Origin of the sequence: Caulobacter ginsengisoli (assembly GCF_030814835.1) — a bacterium.
GTDB lineage: Bacteria > Pseudomonadota > Alphaproteobacteria > Caulobacterales > Caulobacteraceae > Caulobacter > Caulobacter ginsengisoli.
Map to the genome: position 1 here is coordinate 135,181 of NZ_JAUSVS010000005.1, position 23,982 is coordinate 159,162.

The window sequence follows — 23,982 nt, forward strand, 5'->3', positions numbered from 1 at the left end:
GTGCGGCGACGATGGCTTGATGTGCCTCAGGCCCGGGGCGCCGGGAATTGCCGAAGTCCGGCTAACGGCTATGCGTTTTTGAAGGGGAGCGGGGATGGCCAGCTACATCATCGCCGGGGGCCTGGACGGCCGCGAGCGGCTGCGGCTGCTGTCGCGGGTCATGCGGCCCTCGACCCTGGCCCTGCTCGAGCGGGCCGGCGCCCAGCCGGGCATGCGCTGCCTGGAGGTGGCCTGCGGCGGCGGCGACGTGGCCTTCGACCTGGCCCGGATGGTCGGGCCGGACGGATCGGTGGTCGGCACGGACATCGATCCGGTCAAGCTGGACATCGCCCGGACGGAGGCGGCCGCCCAGGGGCTGGTCAATGTCGAGTTCCGCCAGGCCGACATTCTGCGCGACCCGGTCGAGGCCGGGTTCGACCTCGTCCATGTCCGTTTCCTGCTGACCCACCTGACCGACCCGTCGGCGGCTCTGGAGCGGATGCGGGCGGCCTTGAACCCCGGCGGTGTCCTGGTGGTCGAGGACGTCGATTTCGACGGCCATTTCAGCTTTCCCGACAGCCCGGCCTTTCGCCGCTATGTCGAGCTCTACAGCCAGACCCTCGCGCGGCGCGGCGGCGACGCCTTCATCGGCCGCCGGCTGCCGGCCCTGCTGACACAGGCGGGATTTGGGGCCGTGGACGTCTCCATCGCCCAGCCGGCCGGGATCGACGGCGAGGTCAAGCTGGTGGCGCCGATCACCATGGAGCTCACCGCCCAGTCGGTGCTGGACGAGGGCCTGGCGACCGAGGCCGAACTGAAGGCCATCGTCGCCGAACTCTACGAAACCGCCCGCACGCCGGGGACGCTGCTCAGCCTGCCGCGCGTGGTCGGGGTCTGGGCGGTCTGGTAGCGCTACTCCGCCGTCACCGCGCCGCCGGCGACATTGACCCGCACCCTGGCCACGCCCCGGTTCAGGGTCGAGCCGTCGCCGCCGGGCGGGAAGACCCGGTAGTTGAAGCTGAGCAGCAGGCCGCGCGCCGGGTCGTAGCTGCTCTTCAGCGACTTGAAGTCGATGCCGGCAAAGCCATTGTCGCCCTCGGCGCTGACCAGCCGGCAGGTCATGCCGCCGCCGGGCTCATCCTGGTTGAAGAACAGCACCAGCAAGTGGGCGCTGCAGCAGGCCGGCTCGCCGCCGGTGTCCAGATAGGCCACCCGCACCTGGCCCTGGTAGAAGGTCTTGCTGCTGGTCTCCCAGGGCTCGACGATGTTGTAGGCCGCCTCGGTCCTGCCGTCGCAGTCACGGACGGTGACGGCCAGGGCCGGCGTGGCGGCGGCGAGGAGGCCAACGGCGGCGGCGGCGGCGAGATATCTGGACATGGCGCTTCCCCTATGTCTGGCCAGTCTGCCGTTTCCTGGCCGTCAGCGAAAGCCAGGACAGACGCAACCGGCTCTGCGCTTTCCTCGCCCATTGGGCGAGGTGGCCCGGAGGGCCGGAGTGGGCTCTATCGGCCCGCACATCGTTTCAGGATCGAGCACTGCGGCGGTGGGTTTGCTTTCAATGATGTGCGGGCTGACAGAGCCCACTCCACCACTTCGTGGTCCCCCTCGCCCAATGGGCGAGGAAAGCGCAGAGCACCGTCCGACGCCGAACCCTCAAGCCGCCGCGCTGGGCCGGGCCTTGACCCGTTCGAACCAGGCTTTCACCCAGCCGGCCTCGTCGGGGATGGGCTGGGCAACCTGGGCGCCGAAGGCCAGGAAGCAGAACAGCAGGATGTCGGCCAGGCTGAAGCGGTCGCCGCAGACGAACTGGCGGCCGGCCAGCTGGCCGTCGAGCCAGAGGATGCGGTCCTTGGCTATGGCCTTCAGCTCGGCGGCGCCCTCGGCCCCGACCAGCTTCATGCGGCTCTCGAAGAGGCGCCGGCCTTCCGAGGCGCGGAAGCCGTTGGCCATGGGCTCGCAGATGTTCAGGTCGATGCGGCGGGTCCACATGCGGGTCTCGGCCCGCTCCTCCGGGGTCGCGCCGATCAGGGCCGGGGTCGGGTGCTTTTCCTCGAGATATTCGCAGATGACGGTGATCTCGGTGATGGTCTGGCCGCCGTCCAGCTCCAGCGCCGGGGTCTGGCCGGCCGGGTTGACGGCCTGGTTGTAGGGCGGCCGGCGGTTCTCGCCGCCCATCAGGTCGACCTCGACGATGGGCAGGGAAAGGCCCTTCTCGGCGGCGAACATGCGCACCATGTGCGGGTTGGGACCCATCGAGCTGTAGAGTTTCACGGCGCGCTCCCTTTGCTTTCGTTGCCGCGACTTGAAGGGGGCGGCGGGCGGGCGTCAAGTCGGACCCAACGTCAACCTTGCCTCACGGCGCCATTGGCCTAGGCTAGGATTCAAACAAGTGTTGGGCAAGTGTTGGGTGAGGAATCGATGCTGGACGTGGTCATCGTCGGGGCCGGGTTTTCGGGCCTCTACCTGCTGCACAGGATGCGCGGGCTGGGGCTGACGGCGCGGGTGTTCGAGGCCGGGGACGGGGTCGGCGGCACCTGGTACTGGAACCGCTATCCGGGCGCGCGGGTCGATATCGAGAGCCAGGAATACAGCTACAGCTTCGACGAGGCCCTGCAGGACGAGTGGCAATGGACCGAGCGCTACGCCGCCCAGCCGGAGCTGCTGCGCTATCTCAACCACGTGGCCGACCGCTTCGACCTGCGCCGCGACATCAGCCTGGAGACGCGGGTGGTTTCGGCCCTCTACGACGAGGCGACCTCGCGCTGGAAGGTTGCGACCGAGAACCAAAAGACTGGGGGCGAGACGGTGGAGGCGCGGTTCTGCGTGATGGCCACCGGCTGCCTCTCCTCGCCCAACGAGCCGAAATTTCCGGGCGCCGACAGCTTCCAGGGCCCCAGCTACCACACCGGCCGCTGGCCGCATGAAGGCGTCGATTTCACCGGCAAGCGGGTGGCGGTGATCGGCACCGGCTCCTCGGCCATCCAGTCGATCACCGAGATCGCCAAGAGCGTCGGCGAACTCATCGTTTTCCAGCGCACGCCCAACTACAGCGTCCCGGCCCACAACGCCCCGGTCGATCCGGCCGTGGTGGAATACTGGCGCGAGAACCGGGCCGAGCTGCGCCAGAAGGCCAGGCTGTCGGGCATCGGCATCGTCGCCCTCGAGCCGACCGAGCGGCTGGCCCTGGAGACCGACGAGGCCGAGCGGCGGGCGGTCTATGAGGCCTGCTGGGCCAAGGGCGGCTTCGCCATCGGCGCGGCCTTCGCCGACCAGGGGGTGGATCTGGCGGCCAACAGCCTGGCCGCCGGCTTCGTGGCCGACAAGATCCGGGCCATCGTCAAGGACCCCGAGACCGCCGAGAAGCTGGTCCCCAAGAGCTATCCGTTCGGGACCAAGCGGCTCTGCGTCGACACCGGCTATTACGAGGTGTTCAACCAGGACAATGTCAGCCTGGTCGATATCTCCAGCGATCCCATCGAGACCATCACCCCGACCGGCCTGCGGCTCGCTTCGGGCGCGGCCTACAGCTTCGACGCCCTGGTCTACGCCATCGGCTTCGACGCCATGACCGGGGCGCTGAACAGGATCGACATCCGCGGCAAGGGCGGGGCGGCGCTGAAGGACAAGTGGGAACATGGCCCCCGCACCTATCTGGGCCTGATGGTGGCGGGCTTTCCCAACCTCTTCCTGGTCACCGGCCCGGGCAGCCCCTCGGTGCTCAGCAACATGGTGGTCTCCATCGAGCAGCACGTCGACTGGATCGCCGACTGCATCACCCATCTGAACGGCCGCCAGCTGACCACCATCGAGGCCACGCCCGAGGCCGAGGACGCCTGGGTGGCGCATGTCAACGAGGTGGCGGATGCGACCCTCTATCCCCAGGCCAACAGCTGGTATCTGGGGGCCAACGTGCCCGGCAAGCCCAGGGTCTTCATGCCCTATGTCGGCGGGGTCGGGCCCTATCGCGAGTATTGCGACGACGTCGTCGCCAACGACTACCGGGGCTTTGCCCTCTCCTCTTCCGCCCGCTGAAAGGCAACGCCATGAACCAGATCGTCGATATCCGCCCCGACGCCGAAGCCGAGCTGAACAACTTGGCCATGTCCAGGTCGGCCGAACCGCTGATGGAGGCGGTCAAGCGCCACATCGCCGAAAACGTCGAGCCGATCACGGAGGAATTCTTCCGGCGGGGCGAGGGCCGGGCCGACCGCTGGAGCTGGGGGCCGGGCCAGCTGGAGCTGCTGCAGACCGCCAAGGACAAGGCCAAGGCCTCCGGCCTGTGGAACTTCTTCCTGCCGGACTCCGAGATCGGCCGTGGACTGACGAACCTCGACTACGCCTATATCGCCGTGGAGCTGGGCAAGAGCCCGCTGGCCTCCGAAAGCCTCAACTGCTCGGCCCCCGACACCGGCAACATGGAGGTGCTGGACCGGGTCGGCACGCCCGAACAGAAGGAGCGGTGGCTGAGGCCGCTGCTGAACGGCGAGATCCGTTCCTGCTATGCGATGACCGAGCCGGGCGTCGCCTCGTCCGACGCCAAGAACATCGCCACCCGCGCCGAGCTGGTCGGGGACGAGTGGGTGATCAACGGCGAGAAATACTACATCTCCGGGGCCGGCGACCCGCGCTGCAAGATCATGATCTGCATGGTCAAGACGTCCCCCGACGCCCCCGCCCAGTTCCAGCAGTCGCAGATCCTGGTCCCCATGGACACGCCCGGGGTCAACATCCTGGGCCCCATGCACGTCTTCGGCCACGACCACGCCCCGCGCGGCCACATGCATATCAAGCTCGACAACGTCCGGGTGCCCAAGGAGAACATCCTGCTGGGCGAGGGCCGCGGCTTCGAGATCAGCCAGGTCCGCCTGGGACCGGGGCGCATCCACCACTGCATGCGCTCGATCGGCAAGGCCGAGAAGGCCCTGGACCTGATGGTCAAGCGCGCCACCACCCGCGTCGCCTTCGGCAAGCCGCTGATCCAGCTGGGCAAGAACCTGGAGCTGGTTTCCCGGGCCCGGATCGAGATCGAGGCCATGCGGCTGATGGTGCTCAAGGCCGCCAAGGCCATGGACGTGCTGGGCAACCGCGAGGCCCGGGTCTGGGTCAGCATGGTCAAGGCCATGGTCCCGGAAAAGGTCTGCGAGATCATCGACCAGGCCATCCAGATCCATGGCGCGACGGGAATCTCGGAATGGACCCCGCTGGCCGAGCTCTACACCGACGTGCGGCATCTGCGGTTCGCGGATGGGCCCGACGAGGTGCACCATATGGTGGTGGGCCGGGCGGAGTTGGCCAACCACTGAGCCTAGAACCCTTCCTCCTCGATGGAGGAAGGGCAGGGTTGGTGGCGCGCGCTCGGAGTTTAGGTGATGGGCTCAGGGAGGCGTGGTCGCCACCCCGCGTCTTTCCGGAAACGCATTGCCACCACCACCATCCCCAACCCTTCCTCCATCGAGGAGGAAGGGAGCCTTATTGCCCCGTCCCCATCCCGCCGACCGGGAACACCGGCTCCTCCAGCCCCTGCAGGGCCGGGCTGGCGTCGGCCTGGTCGAAGCCCTTCATGATCCGGCCGAAGCGGTCTTGCACGGCCGCCCGCATGCCGGGGTGGGTGAAGATGTAGAGCTCGTTCGCCTGGATGGCCTCCAGCACCCGGCGCCCGACCCGGGCCGGGTCGATGCCGCCCTGGACGAACTCCGAGGCGACCAGATTGTCCGAGGCCTCGGCCCCGCCGAACCGGTCCGGCCGGTTGCGGCGCGAGCGGTCGATCTGGGTCTTCACGAAGCCGGGGCAGAGGACGCCGACCCCGATGTTCTCGGCCGCCAGCTGGGCGTTCCAGCCCTCCGACAGGGCGACCACGGCGTATTTGCTGGCGCAGTAGGGCTCCATGCCCGGCGGCGAGATCAGACCGGCCATCGAGGCGGTGTTGACGATATAGCCGCCTTCGCCATGGGCGCGGATGTGGGGCAGGAAGGCTTCGGTCCCGTAGATCACCCCCATCAGGTTGACCTCCAGCGTCCAGTCCCAGTCGGCGGCCGGGACCTGGCCGATCGGGCCGCCCGCGCCGACGCCGGCGTTGTTGCAGACCACATGCACCTTGCCGAACTGGGCGATGGTTTCCTCGGCGGCCTTTTCCACCGCATCGCGGACGCTGACGTCGCACAGCACGCCGGCGGCGCGGATCTGGCGTTCCTCCAGATGCGCCACGGCGGCGTTCAGGGCCATCGACTCGATATCGGCCAGCATGACCGACATGCCCGCCGCCCCGAAGGCCTCGGCCATGGCCAGGCCGATGCCGCTGGCCCCGCCGGTGATGAAGGCGGTCTTGCCGCTGACGTCGCGCATGGTTGTCCTCCCGTTTTCACCCTCTGTAGCGTGGCGGGGTGGGATGCGCGAGCCTAGGTTTACGCTGATCACACAGCGAGGTGGGTCAGGCGGTGGCGGCTTCCTCGACGGCCACGAAACCCGGCCAGGTGGACATGTAGGTGATGAAGGCCGGGCCCAGGCCCTCGGCGGCCAGGTGCTCGCGCGTCACCGGCAGGGGCGTGGGACCGAAGGCCGGATCGGCCGCGACCCGGCGCGGGAAGTCGTGATTGACGATGGCCGCCCGGCCGATCAGCACATAGTCGGCGCCGGCGCTCAGGGTCTCAGCGACCTTGGCGGCGCTGGTGATCTTGCCGGCCACGCCCAGGCGCACACCATGGCGGTCCAGCTCGGTGAACCAGGACATCAGGGTCCGGCCTTTGAAGTCTTCCTCGACCGGCTCCTTGCCGACGTCCCACAGCGACATGTCGAGATAGTCGATGCCGCCCTCGGCCATCAGCTGGCCGGCCAGGTCGCGGATCTCGGCGAGCTTGAGCCCGAACCGCTCAGGCGACAGCCGCAGGCCCAGCTGGAAGTCGGGCCGGCAGCGGGCGCGGACGCCGGCGATGATCTCGCGGATGACCCGGGCGCGGTTTTCCAGGGAGCCGCCATAGCGGTCCTCGCGGCGGTTGACCTCGGCCGACAGGAACTGGGCCAGGATGTAGCCGTGCGCCCCGTGGATCTCGACCCCGTCGAACCCCGCCGTCTGGGCCCGCACGGCGGCGGCCACGAAGGACTCGACCAGCGCCTCGACCTCGCCGGTCGTCAGGGCCCGCGCCCCGGTCTCCGCATCGTCCGACGGGCAGACCGGCTGGCCGACCAGGTCCTTGGGCGAGCGGTTGCCGGCGTGGTGCATCTGCAGGGCCGCGACGCTGCCGGCCGCCTTGATGGCGGCAGCCAGGCGGGTCAGGCCTTCGAGGTGGTCGTCGGAGAAGACGCCCAGCTGGCCGGGAAAGCCCTGGCCGACGGCCTGGACATGGGCCGCGCAGGTCATGGTCAGGCCAAAGCCGCCTTCCGCCGGCTTGGTCAGCCAGCGGAACTCGTCGTCCGACAGCCGGCCGTCCGGATGGCTCTGCAGGTTGGTCAGCGGGGCCAGCATGAAGCGGTTCTTCATGGCCGGACCCCTCTTGAAGGTCAGGGGCGTGAAGGGGTCGGTCACGTCAGCTCCTCCGAGGAGTAGCCCAGGATTTCGCGGGCGATGATCAGCCGCTGGATCTGGCCGGTGCCCTCGTAGATGTCGCTGATGCGGCCATCGCGCAGGAACTTCTCGACCAGGTGGTCATGGCTGACCGACATGCCGCCCAGCACGTCCATGGCCGCCTGCGGGATGGTGCGGCAGACCTCGCCGCCCTTGGCCTTGCAGACCGAGCTTTCCAGGTTGTTGGGCTGCTTGACGTCGCTGAGCCAGGCCGCGTGCAGCACAGTCAGGGCCGCGGCCTCGGTGTCGGCCTCCATCTCGATCAGCTTCTGCTCGACCGCCGAGCGGTTGCGGAAGCTCTTTCCCCAATCGACCTCGACCCCTTCCTTGGCCATCTCGGCCTTGGCGAACTCCAGCGCCCCCTTGGCCTTGGCGACGCCGCCGCTGGCCACGGCCGGGCGGGTCATGTTGAAGGTCTTCATCACCCCCTTGTAGCCGGCCGAGCCGCCGTCCTTGGGCACGGTCTCGTCGCCGCCCAGCAGGGCGTCGCGCGGCACACGGCAGTCGACGAAGGCGTAGGCGGCGGTGTCCGACGCCCGGATGCCCAGCTTCTTCTCCTGGCGCACCAGCTTGAAGCCGGGGGCGTCCTTGAGCACCAGAAAGGACTTGATCCCCGCCCGGCCGGCCGACTTGTCGATGGTCGCCCAGACGATGGCCCCGTCGGCCTTGACCCCGTCGGTGACGAAGATCTTGTCGCCGTTGATCACCCATTCGTCGCCGTCCAGGCGGGCGGTGGTCTGGATGGCCTTGGTGTCGGAGCCGACGCCGGGCTCGGTGATCGACATGGCCAGGAACAGGTTGCCCCATTTGGCCTTCTGTTCCGGCGTGCCGGCCGACTGCAGGGCGGCGTTGCCGAGGCCCGACGCCCGGCCCTGCGGCATGGCCAGCCCCAGGCCCCGCACCACGCCGCTGGTCGAGCCGCGGGCGATGCTGACGGCCATCATCAGGGTCATCATCGGGGTGTCGCCCGGCTCGCGCTGACCGAACAGCGGGAAGACCTCCTCGAAGCCGCGCTCGCCTTCCAGACGGTCGGGCGGGGTCTCATGCTCGTGGTCCTCGTAGTAGCGGGTGTGACGGGTCGTGGATTCACCAACCTCGACGACCTTGTCGAGGATCTGCTGGTCGATGGCGGAGAAGCGGAAGTCAGCCATGATCGTCTCTCCTCAGACCGAGACCGGACCGTCGAGGACGGTCAGGGTGCGGGCGTTGCGCAGCCACATCTCCAGCGGCAGCTCGCGGATGAAGCCGTGGCCGCCGAAGATCTGCAGGGCGTCGTCGGCGATCTTCACGGCCTTGCGGCGGACGTAGTCCTGGGCCAGCACGCTGGCCTTGGCCGCGCCCGGATCGTCGTGCTCGAGCAGGCTGGCGGCCTTCCAGACCATCCAGCGCATCGCCTCGCACTCGATATGCATGTCGGCCAGCATGAAGGCGATCGACTGCTTCTTGCCGATCGGTTCGCCGAACGCCACCCGCTCCTTGGCGTAGGGGATGGCGAAGTCCGTGGCCTGGCGCGACACGCCCACGGCCAGGGCGGCGGCGCCGACCCGGGCCTGGTTGACCAGCTTCTGGGCGTCGACCGCTACCTTGGCCGAGCCGGGCAGTTCGACGTCGGCTAGGGTGACCCTGGCCTGGGGCAGGGGCTTGAGACCCATGCTGCCGCTCTCGGCGGACACGGTCAGGCCGGCCGCCTCGCGCGGGACGATGAAGGCGGCGGTTTCGCCGGTGTCGACATCGCGGGCCATGACCAGGAAGACCTCGGCCCGATCGCCCAGCGGCACGAGGCGCTTCTCGCCGGAGACCACCCAGCCGTTGCCGCTGCGCAGGGCGGTGGTCCGCTCGGATTCGGCGGCGAACCCGAACTGGCTCTCCTGCAGGGCGAGACTCGCCGCCACTGGCACAGAGCCCGCAAAGCGCGGCAGATACTCCGCCTTCTGCTCCTCGCTGCCGAAATCGATCAGCGCCCCCACGAACTGGCCCGGCGCCATGATCGCCGCCCCCTGGCTGGCGCAGCCGCCGCCCAGGGCCTCCAGCGCCACGGCGTTGGTGATCGAGGACCGCGCCATGCCGCCGCCGCCATAGGCCTCCGGAATGGCCGCGGCGATCAGGCCGAAGTCCCAGCCCTGCCGGATGATGTCGTCCGGCACGACGCCGGCCTCGTCGATGGCCCGCGCGCCCGGCGCCAGCACATCCCGTGCGAAGCCCTGCAGGCTGTCGCGGATCATGGTCTGCTCTTCGTCGAGCGCAAATGAGATCATGGGGCCTCCCGTTCCCTCAGCCATCGCAGAGCGACCGCGCGGAAATCAAGCCCGAAGCGCAAAGTTATTGCCCGAAGGCCCGCCTTGGCGTTTGCTGGCGGGCAAAGATGACCTCGAGGAAGGAGGCGACCGATGGCTGATGGCGCGATGAAGCCGGCTGGGGAGGCCTGGACGACGCCGCTGGAGGATCTCCACCCCGGCGACCCCGACCTCTTCCTCAACGACGCCCACTGGCCCTATTTCGAGCGGCTGCGCGCCGAGGCCCCCATCCACTGGTGCAAGGACAGCGAGTTCGGGCCCTACTGGTCGGTGACCCGCTACAACGACATCATGGCCATCGACACCAACCACCAGGTGTTCAGCTCCGAGGCGGCCCTGGGCGGCATCACCATCCGCGACGCCCCGCCGGACCTGCGGCGGCCCAGCTTCATCGCCATGGACCCGCCGCGCCACGACGTGCAGCGCAAGACGGTCAGCCCCATCGTCTCGCCGGCCAACCTGCACCAGATGGAGCCGATCATCCGCGGGCGGGTGCAGACCATCCTGGATGGCCTGCCGATCGGCGAGACCTTCGACTGGGTGGACCGGGTGTCGATCGAGCTGACCACCCAGATGCTGGCGACGCTGTTCGATTTCCCGTTCGAGGAGCGGCGCCGGCTGACCCGCTGGTCGGATGTCGCCACCTCGCTGCCCATGCCCGGCGGCATCGTCGAGACCGAGGAGGAACGCCAGGCCGAGCTGCTGGAATGCCTGGCCTGTTTCACCGGGCTGTGGAACCAGCGGGTGAACGCCCCGCCGGCCGGCGACCTGGTCTCGATGATGGCCCATGGCGAGGCCACCCGCGACATGAGCCCTGACGAATATCTGGGCAACATCATCCTCTTGATCGTCGGCGGCAACGACACCACCCGCAACTCGATCTCGGGCGGCGTGCTGGCGCTGAACCGCTTCCCGGAGGAATACGCCAAGCTGCGGGCCAACCCGGACCTGATCACCTCCATGGTGCCCGAGATCATCCGCTGGCAGACCCCGCTGGCCCATATGCGCCGCACCGCGCTGGAGGACTACGAGATCGGCGGCCAGACCATCAAGAAGGGCGACAAGGTCGTCATGTGGTACGTCTCGGGCAACCGCGACGGCGAAATGATCGACAACCCCGACGCCTTCATCATCGACCGCGAACGGCCCCGGCAGCACCTGTCGTTCGGGTTCGGCATCCACCGCTGCGTGGGAAACCGCCTGGCCGAGCTGCAGCTGAAGATCGTCTGGGAAGAGATTCTCAAGCGCTGGAGTTTCGTCGAGGTGATGGGCGAACCCAGGCGGGTCAGGTCCAGCTTCGTGAAGGGGTATGAGACCTTGCCGGTGCGGATAACGGTGTAAGGGTAAAACTCCCTCCCCTTTATGGGGAGGGACAGGCGTCGAAGACGCCAGGGTGGGGCACGGCGGTTCAGGCGAATCGCCCGGCGTGGGTTCCCCACCCGGGTCGCTGACGCGACCGTCCCTCCCCATAAAGGGGAGGGAGTTAGAACCGAGCTAGCTCGCCTTCGCCCGCACCGGCAGCTTCCAGCCCGGCCGCACGAAGTGGCAGGTGTAGCCGTTGGGGATGCGTTCCAGGTAGTCCTGGTGCTCGGGCTCGGCCTCCCAGAAGGGGCCGGCCGGGGTGACTTCGGTCACCGCCTTGCCGGGCCAGAGGCCCGAGGCGTCGACGTCGGCGATGGTGTCTTCGGCGACGCGCTTCTGCTCGTCGCTCAGATAGAAGATGGCCGAGCGGTAGCTGGTGCCGATGTCGTTGCCCTGGCGGTTCTTCGTCGACGGGTCGTGGATCTGGAAGAAGAATTCCAGGATGTCGCGGTAGGAGATGACGGCCGGATCGAAGACGATCTCCACCGCCTCGGCGTGCGTGCCGTGGTTGCGGTAGGTGGCGTTGAGGACGTCGCCGCCCGAATAGCCGACCCGGGTCTTGATCACGCCGGGCATCTTGCGGATCAGGTCCTGCACGCCCCAGAAGCAGCCGCCGGCGAGGATGGCGGTTTCGGTGGTTGCGGCCATGACGGTCTCCTTGGGGTTGGTCGGGTGCAAGATAGGCGCTCGGTGGCGATCTTCCAGCCCTAAGCTCTGGCCTTCCCCAACGCCAAGCGGCCAGACTGGTTCGAAATCTGTCTGGAGGCCCGCATGAACATCGACTGGAGCGCCGAGGACATCGCCTTCCGGGAGGAGGTCCGCGCCTTCCTGGCGCAGAGCCTGACCGACGAGCTGCGCAAGGCCGGCTCCAGCCTGACCAGCGTCTATGCCGACTACCGCATCGGCATGGCCTGGCAGCGCATCCTCAACAAGCGGGGCTGGGCGGCGCCGGCCTGGCCGGTGGAATTCGGCGGCTGCGGCTGGTCGGTCAGCCAGCGCTATATCTTCGCCACCGAGCTGGCGGCGGCCGGGGCGCCGCCGACCTCGCCGATGGGGATCGGCATGTGCGGGCCGGTGCTGATCGGGCATGGGACCAAGGAGCAGCAGGACTACTTCCTGCCCCGCATGCTCAACGGCGACGACTTCTGGTGCCAGGGCTATTCCGAGCCGCAGTCGGGCTCGGACCTGGCCACCCTGCAGATGAGTGCGGTCGAGGACGGCGAGGACTTCATCTGCACCGGCCACAAGCTGTGGACGACCCATGCCCATGAGGCCAACTGGATCTTCTGCCTGGTCCGAACGGCCCGCGAGGAGATCCCGCAGAAGGGCATCACCTTCCTGCTGATCGACATGACCAGCCCGGGCGTGGAGGTCACCCCCATCGTCTCGCTGTCGGGCGAGCACATCCAGAACCACGTCTTCTTCACCGACGTGCGCGTGCCCAGGAAGAATGCCGTCGGCCCCATCGGCCAGGGCTGGACCGTGGCCAAGCACCTGATGCAGTTCGAGCGCGGCGGCGGGGTGGCCAGCCCGGGCATGAAGGCGCGGCTGGCCAAGGCGGCGCGCATCCTCAACGCCCAGTTCCCCGACCGCTCGGACGGCGAGGGCATCGCCCTGCGCCGGCAGCTGGCCGAGGCGGCTGTGCAGGTCGAGGCGCTGGAGGCCATCGAGTTTCGGGTGATGTCGGCCCTGTCGGTCGGCAGCGCGCCAGGGCCGGAATCCTCCATCCTCAAGACCGTCGGCACCGAGCTCAGCCAGCGGCTGACCGAGATCGCCCTGACGGCGGCCGGCGCCTATGCCGGGGTCTACCAGCCGCACATGGTCTCGCCGGGCGGCCCGACCCCAGGGTTCACGCCGCCGCCGCAGAAGGACGGGGTCGGACCCGAGTACAGCTGGACGGTGGCGGCCAAATATCTCAACGACCGGGCCGGCTCGATCTATGCCGGGACCAATGAGATCCAGCGCAACATCATGGCCAAGGCGGTGCTGGGGCTGTGAGCAGGCATCATTTCATCGGCAAGGACGGCCTCACCCTGGCGGCCGACCATCACGGGCCGGCGGACGGAGCGCCGGTGCTGCTGCTGCACGGCGGCGGCCAGACCCGGCATGCCTGGGGCGCGACGGCGCGGATGCTGGCGGAGCGCGGCTATCACGCCATCGCCATGGACCTGCGCGGCCATGGCGACAGCGGCTGGTCGCCCGAGGGTGACTATGGCCTGATGACCTTCGGGGCGGACGTCAGCGCCGCTATCGAGAGCATCGGCCGGCCGGTCGTGCTGGTCGGCGCCTCGCTCGGCGGCATGGCCTCGCTGCTGGCCTCGGCCAAGGCCGCGCCGGGCCAGGTGCGCGCGCTGATCCTGGTCGATATCACCCCGGTCCCACGTCCGTCGGGCGCCGACGGCATCCGGGGCTTCATGAGCGCCAGCCCAAACGGCTTCGCCGACCTGGACGAGGTCGCCGACGCCGTGGCGGCCTACCTGCCCCACCGCCGCCGGCCCAGCGATCCGCGCGGCCTGATGAAGAACCTGCGCGAGCGTGACGGGCGGCTCTACTGGCACTGGGACCCGGCCTTCATCGAGGGCACGTTCCAGGATCGCAGCCTGACCACCAACGCCATGGCCGAGGGGGCGCGGGCCATTACGGCGCCGACCCTGCTGGTGCGCGGCGAGAACAGTGAACTGGTGGGACCGGAGGACGTCGTCGCCTTCCGCCAGATCATGCCCCATGCCGAGATCATCACCGTCCCCGGCGCGCGGCACATGGTGGCCGGCGACCAGAACACCGAGTTCGGGGCGGCCCTACTGGACTATGTCCAGCGCATCGCCCCGGCCTGAATCCTTCAGCTCCAGCTGGCGGCGGATCTCGTCATGGGCGGCCTGGTCCAGCCTGTGGCCGCGCAGCACCGCCGCGCCGATCAGGGCCAGGACGGCGGGGGCCAGGGCGAAGGTCAGGGAGAGGGCCAGCAGCGCCTGGCCGTTGTTGGCCGCGCCCAGCCTGGCCTCGAAGCCGAAGTCCTTCAGCAGGTTGGCGGCCAGGAAGACGGCGGCGGCCGAGCCGATCTTCACCGTGCCGCTGAGCAGGCCGAACAAGAGGCCACTGCGGTCGACGCCGCTGGCCAGCCGCTCCTCGTCGGCGATATCGGCCATCATGGCCCGCAGCAGGATATTGGCGGCCGCGAAGGGCACGCCGGCCAGGGTCATGGTGATCACGCCCCAGATCAGCCCGTGCGGGGCGATCAGCACCGAGCCCTGGGCGACGGCATAGGCGACAGCGGCGATGGCCAGGGCGTTGTGCTTGCCGATCCTCTGCCCCAACCGGCTCCACAGCGGCGCCCCCGCCAGGCCGCCGGCGAAATAGAGCAGCAGCAAGAGGCCCGCGGCCGAGCGGTCATAGCCGCGCATCGCCTCGAAATAGAAGAAGAACAGGGTGCCGCCGATCACCGGCCCGGTCTGCAGCAGGATGTCGACCGCCAGCAACCGCAGCACCGAGGGCCGCCGGATCAGGGCCAGATACTGCCGCAGCCGGGGCGGCTGATGATGGGGCGGGGCGGCCGGCTCGCGGACCGTCAGCAGGGCCAGCAGAACGGCCAGCGGCAGGCTGATCAGCACGAACCAGCCCATGGCCCGGATGCCAGAGGCATAGTCCAGCCCGAAGCCGAACTTCATCATCGGCGGCATGGCCAGCACGATCAGCATGCCCAGCACCACGAAGCCCTGCCACCAGCCGAACACCCGCGCCCGCTGGCTGTAGTCCGGGGCCAGCCGCGCCGCCCAGGTGACATGGGCCATGGTGGCCATGGACTGGCCCAGATAGCCCATGACCAGCCAGGTCAGGATGTAGGCGCCGTCGATGCCCGGCCGGGCCATGAACAGCATCCAGATGGCCAAAACGGCGATGGGCAGGCCGCCGACCAGCCAGGGCCGGAAGCGGCCGAATCGGGTGTTGGTCTTGTCGATCAAAAAGCCCAGGGCCGGGTCCAGCCAGAGATCGAACAACCGCACCATCGCGAAGGCGAAGCCGATGGCGCGCAGATCGACCCCCAGGTCCTTGGCGTAGTAGTTGGGCAGATAGACCGTCACCGGCATCAGCATGGCCGCCACCGGGATACAGGGCGCGGCGAAGGCGGCCAGACGCCAGGTCGAGAGCGGAGCGGTCTTGTCCTGGGGCAATGTCGCGTCCTTTGCGGATCTGGTTGCAGGAGACCACAGGCCGGCCGGCTTGTGACTAGCTAAACGTCAGGCCCTCGAACGTCCCTGAGTTCCGCCAGCTGTCGAGATAGCGGAAATAGGCCGTGGCCCCGGCCGGATACCCCACCGCCAGTTTCGCCGCCGGCCCGGGCTCCTGGCCCTCGTTGTTGTAGTAGCCGGGGGTGCAGTCGGGCGAGCCCAGCATGCGGCCGGGGCCGCCGAGCAGCAGCTCGACCCAGGCGTCCTGGGCCTGCCGGGTGACGTCCACCCGCTTGAAGCCGCCGTCCTGCGCGTGGCGAATGATGCGGGCGATGGTCGCCCCCGCCTCTGTCAGGTTGTGCGGCACGTTGGAGATCAGGTTGGCGCCCTGGGTCGGCTGGACGAAGAAGGCGTTGGGGAAGCCGTGGACGTGGATGCCGTGCTTGGTCTTCATGCCCTCGGCCCAGGCCTGCGAGAGCTTGAGGCCATCCACGCCGGTCAAGTCGAAGCCGGCCCGGCGGGTGAAGTCGGTGCCCACCTCGAAGCCCGAGGCGTAGATGATGCAGTCGACCTCGTATTCCACGCCGGCGACCACGAAGCCCTTCTCGGTGATCCGCTCCACGCCCTTGCCGTCGGTGTCGACCAGCCTGGCGTTGGGGTTGTTGAAGGCCTGCAGATAGGCGTCGTGGAAGCAGGGCCGCTTGCAGAGCTGGCGGTACCAGGCCTTGAGCTTCTGGGCGGTTTCGCGGTCGGCGACGATGGCATCCACCCGGGCGCGGATCTCCTCCATCTTCTCGAAGTCGCTGTCCTCATAGGCCGCCAGCATATTGCGCGGAGTCATCTCCTCGCGGGGCAGCTGCATGATCTTGGCGCGGATGCGGCGCGACAGGTCCGTCCAGCCGTCCATGACCCAGTCTTCCTCGGCCGCGCCGCCGGCCTGGTTGGCGGTGAAGTTCTCCAGCCAGCGCTTCTGCCAGCCGGGGGTGGCGATGGAGGCGAACCAGTCCGGATCGATCGGCTGGTTGGCCCGCACGTCGATGGAGCTGGGGGTGCGCTGGACGACGTAGAGCTGGCCGCAGACGCGGGCCAGATGGGGCACGGCCTGCACCGAGGTCGCCCCGGTGCCGATGATGGCCACCCGCTTGTCGGCGAGCCTGGTCATCAAGCCGCCCCTGGGGTCGCCGCCGGTATAGTCATAGTCCCAGCGGCTGGTGTGGAAGCTGTGGCCCTTGAAGGTCTCGATGCCGGCAATGCCCGGCAGCTTGGGCACGTGCAGCGGTCCGGTGCCCAGGCCGATGTAGCTGGCGGTGAAGCTGTCGCCGCGGTTGGTGGTTATGCGCCAGCGGTTCTGCTCGTCCTCCCAGACCAGCGACTCCACCTCGGTGTGGAAGAGGGCGTTGTCGTAGAGGCCGTACTGGCGGCCGATCCGCTGGCACTGCTCCAGGATTTCCGGGGCGTGGGCGTATTTCTCGGTCGGGCGGTGGCCGGTCTCTTCCAGCAGCGGCATGTAGATCATCGAGGCGGTGTCGCACTGGGCGCCCGGATAGCGGTTCCAGTACCAGGTGCCGCCGAAGTCGCCGCCCTTCTCGACGATGCGGACGTCGGTGATGCCCGCCTCGACCAGCCGCGCCCCGGTCACCAGCCCGGCGAACCCGCCGCCGACGAAGGCGAACGTGACATGGTCGGTCTTCGGCTCGCGCTCGACGCGGGGGGTGTAGGGGTCCTCCAGATAATGGGCCAGGGTCCCGGCCACCCGCAGATACTGGTCGTTGCCGTCGGGCCGCAGCCGCTTGTCCCGCTCGGCGATGTATTTGGCCAGCAGCGCCTTCTTGTCGATCGGCGGGCGGGTGGCGGCGTCGGTGGTCATCGGCGGGCTTTCGAAAACAGGGTATGCAACGGTCCTATCGGCGCCCCAACGGAATTCAAGCGGAATGTCCCGCGACCTGACGGCCCACCCGGCTTGAAAACCCCCGCCCGGCGTATCACAAGGCGAGGCCGGCGCGTCCCGAGGGGGGATCAGTAACGCGTCGCCGGCCCGGAGCCCCCATGTCCGCCCCGCTCCCTGTCCGCTCGTCCGGCGACCACGCCGTCGCCATCGCCCAGGTCAACGCCCATCTCGACGCGCTCAGCGCCCGGTTCGTCTCGCGCCGCGCCCTGCTGGAACTGGTCATGCTGGGCCTGATCGCCCGCGAGCATGTGCTGCTGATCGGCCCGCCGGGCACCGGCAAGTCGGCCGTGGTCCACGCCATCGCCGGAGCGCTGGAGGCCCGGGCCTTCGAATATCTGATCGGCCGGTTCACCGAGCCCTCGGAGCTGTTCGGGGCGCTGGACCTCAACGCCCTGCGCGAGGGCCAGGTGCGGCCGGTGACCGCCGGCATGCTGCCCGAGGCCGATGTCGCCTTCCTGGACGAGATCTTCCTGGGCTCGACCGCCATCCTCAACACCCTCTTGAAGATCCTCAACGAGCGGACCTATCGGCGCGGCCAGTTCAGCGTGATGACGCCGCTGATCTCCTGCATCGCCGCCTCCAACGCCATGCCCGAGGACCCGCTGCTGGCGGCCTTCGCCGACCGCTTCCTGATGACCATGTTCGTCGAGCCGGTGGGCGACCACGAGCTGACCGAGCTGATGCGCACCGGCTGGCGCCAGACCGCCGAGCCCGCCGAACCGATCCCGCCGCTGGGCCGGGGCGTGGTCGCCGAGCTGCACGAGGCGGCCCTGGCCATCGACCTGACCCCGATCCACGAGGCCTACGCCCATGTGGTGCGCAAGGTGCGGCTGGTCGGGGTGACCCTGACCGACCGCAAGATCGTCAAGGGCCAGACCCTGATCGCCGCCGCCGCCCTGCTGCGCGGCGCGACCGCCGCCGGGCCCGAGGACCTGTGGCCGGTCACCTATCTGGTGCAGTCCCGGGCCCAGCAGGACGAGGTCCGCGAGGTGCTGGCCGTTGAGCTGAAGCAGAGCCGCAACCCGGTGCTGACCAACAGCGTCGCCCGGGCGACCTATGGCCCGACCGCCCATGCCGCCCACCTGACCGAGCAGGCCAGCCTGCTCTTGGAATCGCGGCCGGCGCTGGCCACCGACAGCCTCTATGAGAGCTGGCTGGTGCGGGTCGAGACCATGCTGACCCGCATCGACGCGGCCTTCGACGCCAACACCATTCCCCAGCACCTGCGGGCGGTGCGGGCGAGCCTGGAGGGCCTGCTCGAGGCCCATTCGAGCGGCCGGGTCCCGGACCTGACCGCCCCGGCCACGGTGGAAGACGACGAGGCGGACTGATGCGCTGGGTCCGCACCGATCCGGTCCAGACGGTCGGCGCTGTTCTGGTGCGGGGCCCCGGCGCGGTGGAGGGCCTGAACCGGGCCATGGCCGGCAAGCCCGCCGCCCTGCGGTCGCTGCCGTTCGCCCGTGGCGAAGACTGGGCGGCGCTGTTCGCCCGGCCGGATGGCGAGAACGAGCCGGTCCTGCCCCGGCTCGCGGGAGCCGTTCCCCTCTATGAAGCCTTGCCGGGCTGGTGGCTGCCGGTCGGCTGGGCCCTGGCGGCGCCGGACCATGTCCAGCCCGTTCTCTGGCAGGCGATCGGCGAGCACTACGGCCTGGCCCCACCCGCCATCGTTGTCCCTCGAGAGGAAGGCGATGAGGCCGACCTCTATCTCGTCCGCCATCTGGCGCCGTTCGCGCGCGAGGCGGCAGCATGAGCGATGCCCAGGAAGCGCCCGCCGCCCCGCCCAAGCTGCCGGCCGCCTATGCCCCCTTCCTGCCGGTGCTGGAACAGCTGTCGGAGCCAATGCTGCGCATCCTGCAGGGCCAGCTGGCCCAGTTCGAGCGCATGGCCCGCATCCTGGAAGCGCCCGACCTGGCGGAACATGGCGATTTCGAGGGCTATGGCGGCCTCAGCCAGCGCGGCGACCTGGGTCAGATCGTCCAGAGCGAACTGCTGCTACGCACCGAGGAGCCGCTGGAATTCCTGCGCCGGCTGGCCGAATCCGAGACCCTCTATCACGAGAAGCGCTACGCCGATCCGGGCGTGCGGCCGGCCTATCGGGTGATGATCTCCATCGGGCCCGGGTCCCTGGGCCATGGCCGGATGGTGGCGCTGGCGGCGCTGTTCTTCCTGGCCCGCATCGCCCACGGCCGCAAAGCCCAGCTGCACTGGTGCTTCCTGCCCCGGCCGGAAGGGGTGGTCTGGTTCGACGCCCTGACCCCCGAAACCGTGCGGCGGCTGCTGCGGGCGGCCAGCTTCCGGGAGATGAGCCTCGACGACGTCGAGGCCGCCACGGCCCTGTGGTCGGACCTGGCCAAGGGCAGGGCCAAGGCCGGCCGCAGGCTGGACCCGGTGGACTGGACCGTCGGCGCCCGCCGGGAGGGCGCGGCTGCGTCCGTCGCGGGCGGCGCGCTATCCTTCCGGCTCGGGCCGCCGTCGCCCGATGGGCCGCGCGCCGCCGAGGTGGCGCTGCGCCAGGGCGGTCGGGAGCGCTCCCGGGCCAGCGTGAGCTTTCCGGACGACCGGGTCTGCGTCTCGGCCCTGAACGATCCCTTCCGGCCGCTGGCCCCCAGCCAGGTTGCGGGCCTGCCGGCGCTGCGGCGCGAACTGGTCGGTTGGGAGCCCCGCTATTTCACCACCCCCGAGCGACGGTTGGCGATCGTCCGGCTCGATGACGGCCTGCTGATCCTGCGGTTTGGAGACAAGCTAACCCTGGCGGGCTGCTGGTTCGCCGCCCTGCCGCCCGACGCGGTGCTGGCGGGGGTCCGGGTGAACTATTCGATGCTCACGCTGCTGACCCGCAGCCGGCGGTCGGGGAGCGACCGGATGGCCCTGGGGCGGTTCCTGCTGGACTCCGACCGCCGGTTTCCCCCGATCGTCCGCTCGCAGGCGGTGGCCACCGAGCATCTGTTCGCCAAGCAGAGCCCCTACGCCATCCCGCCGATCTTCGAGACCCCCGAGATCCGCTTCTACTCGACCTCCGGCCACGCCTTCGAGCTGGGCCCCTACCGGTCGGACCACGATCTGGGGTTCGGACCCCTCTACAAGGCCCCCCAGATCGTCGGGGTGTCGGGCCTCTATCACATCGTTCGGGACGACGCGGGCGGGGGCGCCCTGCTGCGAGTGCTGAAACCCGGTAGCGGCCTGGTCGACAGTTTCCGCGAGGGGGTCGATCCGGTGGCGCTGAGCCGCCTCTACGGCCTCACCTATTCCCGGTCGGACCGCAGCCTGGCCTACAGCCTGGCGCCGAACCGCTGGACGCTGCCGGCCTCGCTGGGTCCGCGGCCGGGCGTCGTCGAAGAGCGGGCGCTGGACCTGACGGTCACCCGGGACGAGAACCTCCTGTCGGCCAGGCCCCATCGCGGCGGCCTCGCCGTTCGCGTCTGGTCGGACCTCCGGGCGGGCGGCGCCGGCGTGGTGCGCAGCTTCCGCCGCGAGGCCGACGGCGAGATCGTCCAGAAGCAGCCCAATGTGAAGCTGGGCGACGATGCGGCCCATATCGTCAAGCTGGAGCTCGGCGAGGAAGGCATCCTGGCCCTGACGGTCACCGCCGAGGGGACGCCGGCCGAACTGCTGATCCTGCGGCACAACAAGCGGACCGGCCGCACGGGGACCACGCGCTTCGACCTGCCCGCGCTGCGCGACACGGCCAAGGAAATCGATGTGAGCGCCCTGGATGGCTAGGCGCAGCCACGCCATACGCCGGAGCGGCGAGGGCGCCGGGCGGGACTTTCCCGCCAGCCCCACCCTGCCCAGGGACCTGCCCTGGGACGGCGCGGCCATGGTCCTGGCGCCCGGCGCGCCGGGCCCCGATCTGCGGCCGCTGCGCGAGGCGCTGTGGGGCGTCTGGCGCGGGCCGCTGGAGCCGGGCGGGCCCGATGTGCTGGTGGCGGTGTTCCAGGCGCCGACCGCGATCGAGGGCGTGCTGCCGGCCTCCGCCCTGCCGCTGACCGGCTCGCCGACGGGCGTGCTCAGCAGTTTCCGGCGGCGGCCGGACGAGGCGCTCGACCCCGCGCCGCCGGCCTCGCGGGAGGCCCTGCGCCGGCTCGAACTGTGGTGGGCCGGCCGGCTGAGGGGCGTGGCGCTCGACGGCCTGGTCCGTCAGCCGCTGGCGGGGCTGTGGGATATGCCGCGCCTGACCCTGCATGCCGCCCGCTCGCCCACGGCGGTGCCGGCAACGGCGCGGGCCGAGCGGCCCAAGGTCTCCGGCGAAGACCTCGCACCGATCTCCCATGCCGCTATTCCGGTGGTGAAGAACGCGCCGGATACCCTGGGCGACATCGAGGCCCGCCTGCGGGACCTGGAAGAGCGGACCAAGCTGTCCTCCATCTTCCGCCAGGCGATGGACCGGCTGCAGGGCAGGGGGCCGGGCCGGTCGGCGAACGGCGAGGGCGAGCCGGGCGTTCTGCAGAACCTGATGGGCTGGATCCGCTGGCACTCGCCGCTGGGCAACAGGCTCAAGGGCCGGATCGGCGAGCGGATGCGTCAGGTCGAGCGGCTGTTCGCCGCCGGCGATATCGACCTGGCGCTCAAGCTGGCCATTGCGCTGGGGGGCGATGCGGCCCGCCGCAGCAAGGTCTATCCCAACAGCCTGCCGGAGATGCGGGCCGGCCTGGACTTCAGGGTCGATGGCGGGCGGTTCTTCGCGCCGCTGCTGGACGGCGTGGGCATGATTTCCCTGCACAGCCGCTATCTCGCCATCGCCGAGCGGCTGGAGAAGGAGGGCGACCACCGCCGGGCGGCCTATATCCATTCCCAGCTGCTCGATGACCATCGCAAGGCGGTGATGGTGCTGGAGGCCGGCGGCCTGTTCGCCGAGGCGGCCAAGCTGGCCCTGGACAGCCGCATGCCGCCGGTGATGACCATCCGGCTGCTCTACAAGGCCGGGCAGACCGACGCCGCCCTGGCCCTGGCCCGGCGCACCGGCTGCTTCGACGAGCTGGCCGAGGACAGCCGGGGCAAGGACGCCCGCTTCCATATCCTGGTTATCGAGGCCTGGACCGACGTGCTGCTGGCGACGGGCCAGCCGCTGCGCGCCCTGCAGGTCACCGACGCCCTGACCTCGGTGTCGGGCATCGCCGCCGTGCTGACAGCGGCTCGCGCCCGTTGGCTGGCGGAAGCGCTGCGGCTCGATGGCGAAGGCGGGTTCCAGGCCGAGCTGGCCGCCCGGGCCTTGCTGGCCGCCAGCTGGACCAGGGCCGACATCTCGCCCCAGGGGCTGGAAGCCTTCCCCCACATGCCCCGGATCGAGGGCGAGGGCCCGTTCCCCGCCGTGCTGGCCTGGCTGCAGACGGTCCTGCGGAGCGAGACGCCCGACGCCGGCGGCGAACTCGTCAACCTGCTCCAGGCCCTGACGCGCCTGGGCCGGCCGGACCATCCCGAGCAGGCCGCCTTCTGGCGGGGACCGGCGGCCCTGCTGGTGGAGGCCCTGGTGCTGGGCGGGTTCGCCATGGCCTCCGACAGGCTGGGCCGGCGCGAGCTGCTGATGCTCAAGCATCTGCTGGACCGGGCCCGCCTTCCCGTGCTGGCGACCGAACTGGGCAAGCTGATGAAATTCGAGGTGCAGCTGCCCCCCACCAAGGGCGGCTGGCGCCTGCCGCCCCCGGCCGCGATCCGTCCAGCGGTTCGCCGCGCCTGCCTGATGGGCAATGGCGAGATGCTGGTCTGGCGCCAGAGCAACCTGCTGCAGCTGCTGGACCGGCATGGCGGGCTGCTGTGGCAGCAGGCCGTCAGCGAGGTCACCGCCCTGGTGGCGATCGGGACCGGCCCCCACGCCCTGGTCATTCAGCGGCAGGAGGACGGGACCAGCCTGCTGACCCGCCTGGCCACCCATGAGCGCCGCTTCCACACCATCGGCCGGGTCCGGCTGTTCGCCCATCACGACGTCACCTCCGAGGGCCAGTGGCTGGTGCAGATCGGCGGCGATATCGGCGGGCTGGACCTGGCCCGGTTGTGCGCGCCTGAGCCGGCCATCGAGTTCCTGTGGTCCTGCGCCCTCACCGAGCGCCTGCGGGCGGCGGCCTTCGCCCACCAGAGCGACGGTTTCGCCTGGATCACCCTGGACGTCAGTCCCGAGCGGGCCGGCCTGTTGGAGGCCTGGCAGCTGCGCCATTCGGGCGAGATGACCGCCAGCCTCTGCCTGCCCCCCGCGCCTGGAACGCGCGGCGAACCGCCGCCTCAGGACTGGTTCTGGACGCCGCCCAACCTGCTGCGCGCCACCCGGCGCGACCACCTCAGCATGCCCGTCATGCCCTGGAGCGATGTGCTGGAGCGACAGGCGCTGGTCCAGGCCAGGGAGCGGGTGGCGGCGGAGATCGCCGGGCGGGACGTCTTCCAGTCCTGCGACTTCGGCCGGCCCTTCGTCAGCGCCGCGCCGCCGGCCGGCCCCGGCGAACCGGCCTCGACCACCCTCGAGCATACCCATGCCAATGCGCCGCGCTTCACCTTCGAGCACGACCCTGAGGCAAATCTCGTCTGCCTGGCGCGCGGGATTCGGCCCGCCAAGGAGTCGGACGGCTCCGGGGAGGCGCGGCTGTCGCTCTGGGCCGACGAGGCCGGGGGGCTGCTGGTGCTGGACCTGGCGACCTTCAATGTGACGGCCCTTTAGCGGGCCGAGCCGCTCTTGCCTTCCCTACGGTC

Annotated in this window: 19 protein-coding genes; 10 read left to right on the forward strand and 9 right to left on the reverse strand. The window is 69.8% G+C overall.

The window, feature by feature from the left end; translation table 11 throughout:
- The first annotated feature begins 94 nt into the window (after nucleotides 1-94).
- Complete coding sequence (locus QO010_RS13860; protein WP_307350051.1) at nucleotides 95-889, forward strand: methyltransferase domain-containing protein; 795 nt, start codon at nucleotides 95-97, stop codon at nucleotides 887-889.
- A 2-nt stretch (nucleotides 890-891) separates the two neighbouring features.
- Here QO010_RS13860 and QO010_RS13865 read toward each other — a convergent pair whose 3' ends face one another.
- On the reverse strand, nucleotides 892-1,356 hold the full coding sequence (locus QO010_RS13865) for a hypothetical protein (RefSeq protein ID WP_307350052.1): 465 nt from the start codon (nucleotides 1,354-1,356) through the stop codon (nucleotides 892-894).
- A 276-nt stretch (nucleotides 1,357-1,632) separates the two neighbouring features.
- Nucleotides 1,633-2,250 carry a glutathione S-transferase family protein gene (locus QO010_RS13870; protein ID WP_307350053.1) on the reverse strand — a complete coding sequence of 206 codons (618 nt, stop codon included), beginning with the start codon at nucleotides 2,248-2,250 and terminating at the stop codon, nucleotides 1,633-1,635.
- 147 nt (nucleotides 2,251-2,397) lie between these two features.
- Between QO010_RS13870 and QO010_RS13875 the strand changes: the two genes are divergently transcribed.
- Both QO010_RS13875 and QO010_RS13880 read left to right on the forward strand, forming a co-directional pair.
- Nucleotides 2,398-4,011, forward strand: a complete 1,614-nt coding sequence (locus tag QO010_RS13875; RefSeq protein WP_307350054.1) for a flavin-containing monooxygenase — start codon at nucleotides 2,398-2,400, stop codon at nucleotides 4,009-4,011.
- An 11-nt stretch (nucleotides 4,012-4,022) separates the two neighbouring features.
- Nucleotides 4,023-5,282 (forward strand): acyl-CoA dehydrogenase family protein, encoded by a 1,260-nt coding sequence (locus tag QO010_RS13880; protein WP_307350055.1) that lies wholly within the window; start codon nucleotides 4,023-4,025, stop codon nucleotides 5,280-5,282.
- A 166-nt stretch (nucleotides 5,283-5,448) separates the two neighbouring features.
- Here QO010_RS13880 and QO010_RS13885 read toward each other — a convergent pair whose 3' ends face one another.
- The 4 genes from QO010_RS13885 to QO010_RS13900 form a co-directional block, all read right to left on the reverse strand.
- On the reverse strand, nucleotides 5,449-6,321 hold the full coding sequence (locus QO010_RS13885) for an SDR family NAD(P)-dependent oxidoreductase (protein ID WP_307350056.1): 873 nt from the start codon (nucleotides 6,319-6,321) through the stop codon (nucleotides 5,449-5,451).
- A gap of 85 nt (nucleotides 6,322-6,406) precedes the next feature.
- A complete protein-coding gene (locus tag QO010_RS13890) occupies nucleotides 6,407-7,498 on the reverse strand; it encodes an NADH:flavin oxidoreductase (RefSeq protein ID WP_307350057.1) in 1,092 nt (363 codons plus the stop codon).
- The gene (locus QO010_RS13895) at nucleotides 7,495-8,688 is read right to left on the reverse strand and encodes an acyl-CoA dehydrogenase family protein (RefSeq protein ID WP_307350058.1); all 1,194 of its coding nucleotides are present in this window, start codon (nucleotides 8,686-8,688) and stop codon (nucleotides 7,495-7,497) included. The genes QO010_RS13890 and QO010_RS13895 overlap by 4 nt, the downstream gene beginning before the upstream one ends.
- A gap of 12 nt (nucleotides 8,689-8,700) precedes the next feature.
- Nucleotides 8,701-9,792, reverse strand: coding sequence for an acyl-CoA dehydrogenase family protein (locus tag QO010_RS13900; protein ID WP_307350059.1), 1,092 nt, complete (start codon nucleotides 9,790-9,792; stop codon nucleotides 8,701-8,703).
- A 132-nt stretch (nucleotides 9,793-9,924) separates the two neighbouring features.
- Between QO010_RS13900 and QO010_RS13905 the strand changes: the two genes are divergently transcribed.
- The gene (locus tag QO010_RS13905; RefSeq protein ID WP_307350060.1) at nucleotides 9,925-11,172 is read left to right on the forward strand and encodes a cytochrome P450; all 1,248 of its coding nucleotides are present in this window, start codon (nucleotides 9,925-9,927) and stop codon (nucleotides 11,170-11,172) included.
- A 153-nt stretch (nucleotides 11,173-11,325) separates the two neighbouring features.
- Here the strand turns inward: QO010_RS13905 and msrA are convergent, their stop codons facing one another.
- A complete protein-coding gene (msrA, locus tag QO010_RS13910; RefSeq protein ID WP_307350062.1) occupies nucleotides 11,326-11,841 on the reverse strand; it encodes a peptide-methionine (S)-S-oxide reductase MsrA in 516 nt (171 codons plus the stop codon).
- 123 nt (nucleotides 11,842-11,964) lie between these two features.
- Between msrA and QO010_RS13915 the strand changes: the two genes are divergently transcribed.
- The gene (locus QO010_RS13915; protein WP_307350063.1) at nucleotides 11,965-13,191 is read left to right on the forward strand and encodes an acyl-CoA dehydrogenase family protein; all 1,227 of its coding nucleotides are present in this window, start codon (nucleotides 11,965-11,967) and stop codon (nucleotides 13,189-13,191) included.
- On the forward strand, nucleotides 13,188-14,027 hold the full coding sequence (locus QO010_RS13920) for an alpha/beta fold hydrolase (protein ID WP_307350065.1): 840 nt from the start codon (nucleotides 13,188-13,190) through the stop codon (nucleotides 14,025-14,027). Before QO010_RS13915 ends, QO010_RS13920 begins: the two co-directional genes overlap by 4 nt.
- Here QO010_RS13920 and QO010_RS13925 read toward each other — a convergent pair.
- Entirely contained in the window at nucleotides 13,992-15,362 is a 1,371-nt protein-coding gene (locus tag QO010_RS13925; RefSeq protein ID WP_307350067.1) for an MFS transporter, read from the reverse strand. The genes QO010_RS13920 and QO010_RS13925 overlap by 36 nt on opposite strands.
- Before the next feature lie 55 nt (nucleotides 15,363-15,417).
- Nucleotides 15,418-17,226, reverse strand: a complete 1,809-nt coding sequence (locus QO010_RS13930) for a flavin-containing monooxygenase (RefSeq protein ID WP_307350069.1) — start codon at nucleotides 17,224-17,226, stop codon at nucleotides 15,418-15,420.
- A 179-nt stretch (nucleotides 17,227-17,405) separates the two neighbouring features.
- Here QO010_RS13930 and QO010_RS13935 point away from each other — a divergent pair, with 179 nt between their 5' ends.
- From QO010_RS13935 to QO010_RS13950, 4 genes are read left to right on the forward strand one after another with little or no spacing between them, the layout of a single operon-like run.
- Entirely contained in the window at nucleotides 17,406-18,638 is a 1,233-nt protein-coding gene (locus tag QO010_RS13935; protein ID WP_307350070.1) for an AAA family ATPase, read from the forward strand.
- Nucleotides 18,638-19,057, forward strand: coding sequence for a hypothetical protein (locus tag QO010_RS13940; protein WP_307350071.1), 420 nt, complete (start codon nucleotides 18,638-18,640; stop codon nucleotides 19,055-19,057). Before QO010_RS13935 ends, QO010_RS13940 begins: the two co-directional genes overlap by 1 nt.
- Nucleotides 19,054-21,027 (forward strand): hypothetical protein, encoded by a 1,974-nt coding sequence (locus QO010_RS13945; RefSeq protein WP_307350072.1) that lies wholly within the window; start codon nucleotides 19,054-19,056, stop codon nucleotides 21,025-21,027. The genes QO010_RS13940 and QO010_RS13945 overlap by 4 nt, the downstream gene beginning before the upstream one ends.
- Entirely contained in the window at nucleotides 21,020-23,950 is a 2,931-nt protein-coding gene (locus QO010_RS13950) for a hypothetical protein (RefSeq protein WP_307350073.1), read from the forward strand. Before QO010_RS13945 ends, QO010_RS13950 begins: the two co-directional genes overlap by 8 nt.
- The last annotated feature ends 32 nt before the right edge of the window (nucleotides 23,951-23,982 follow it).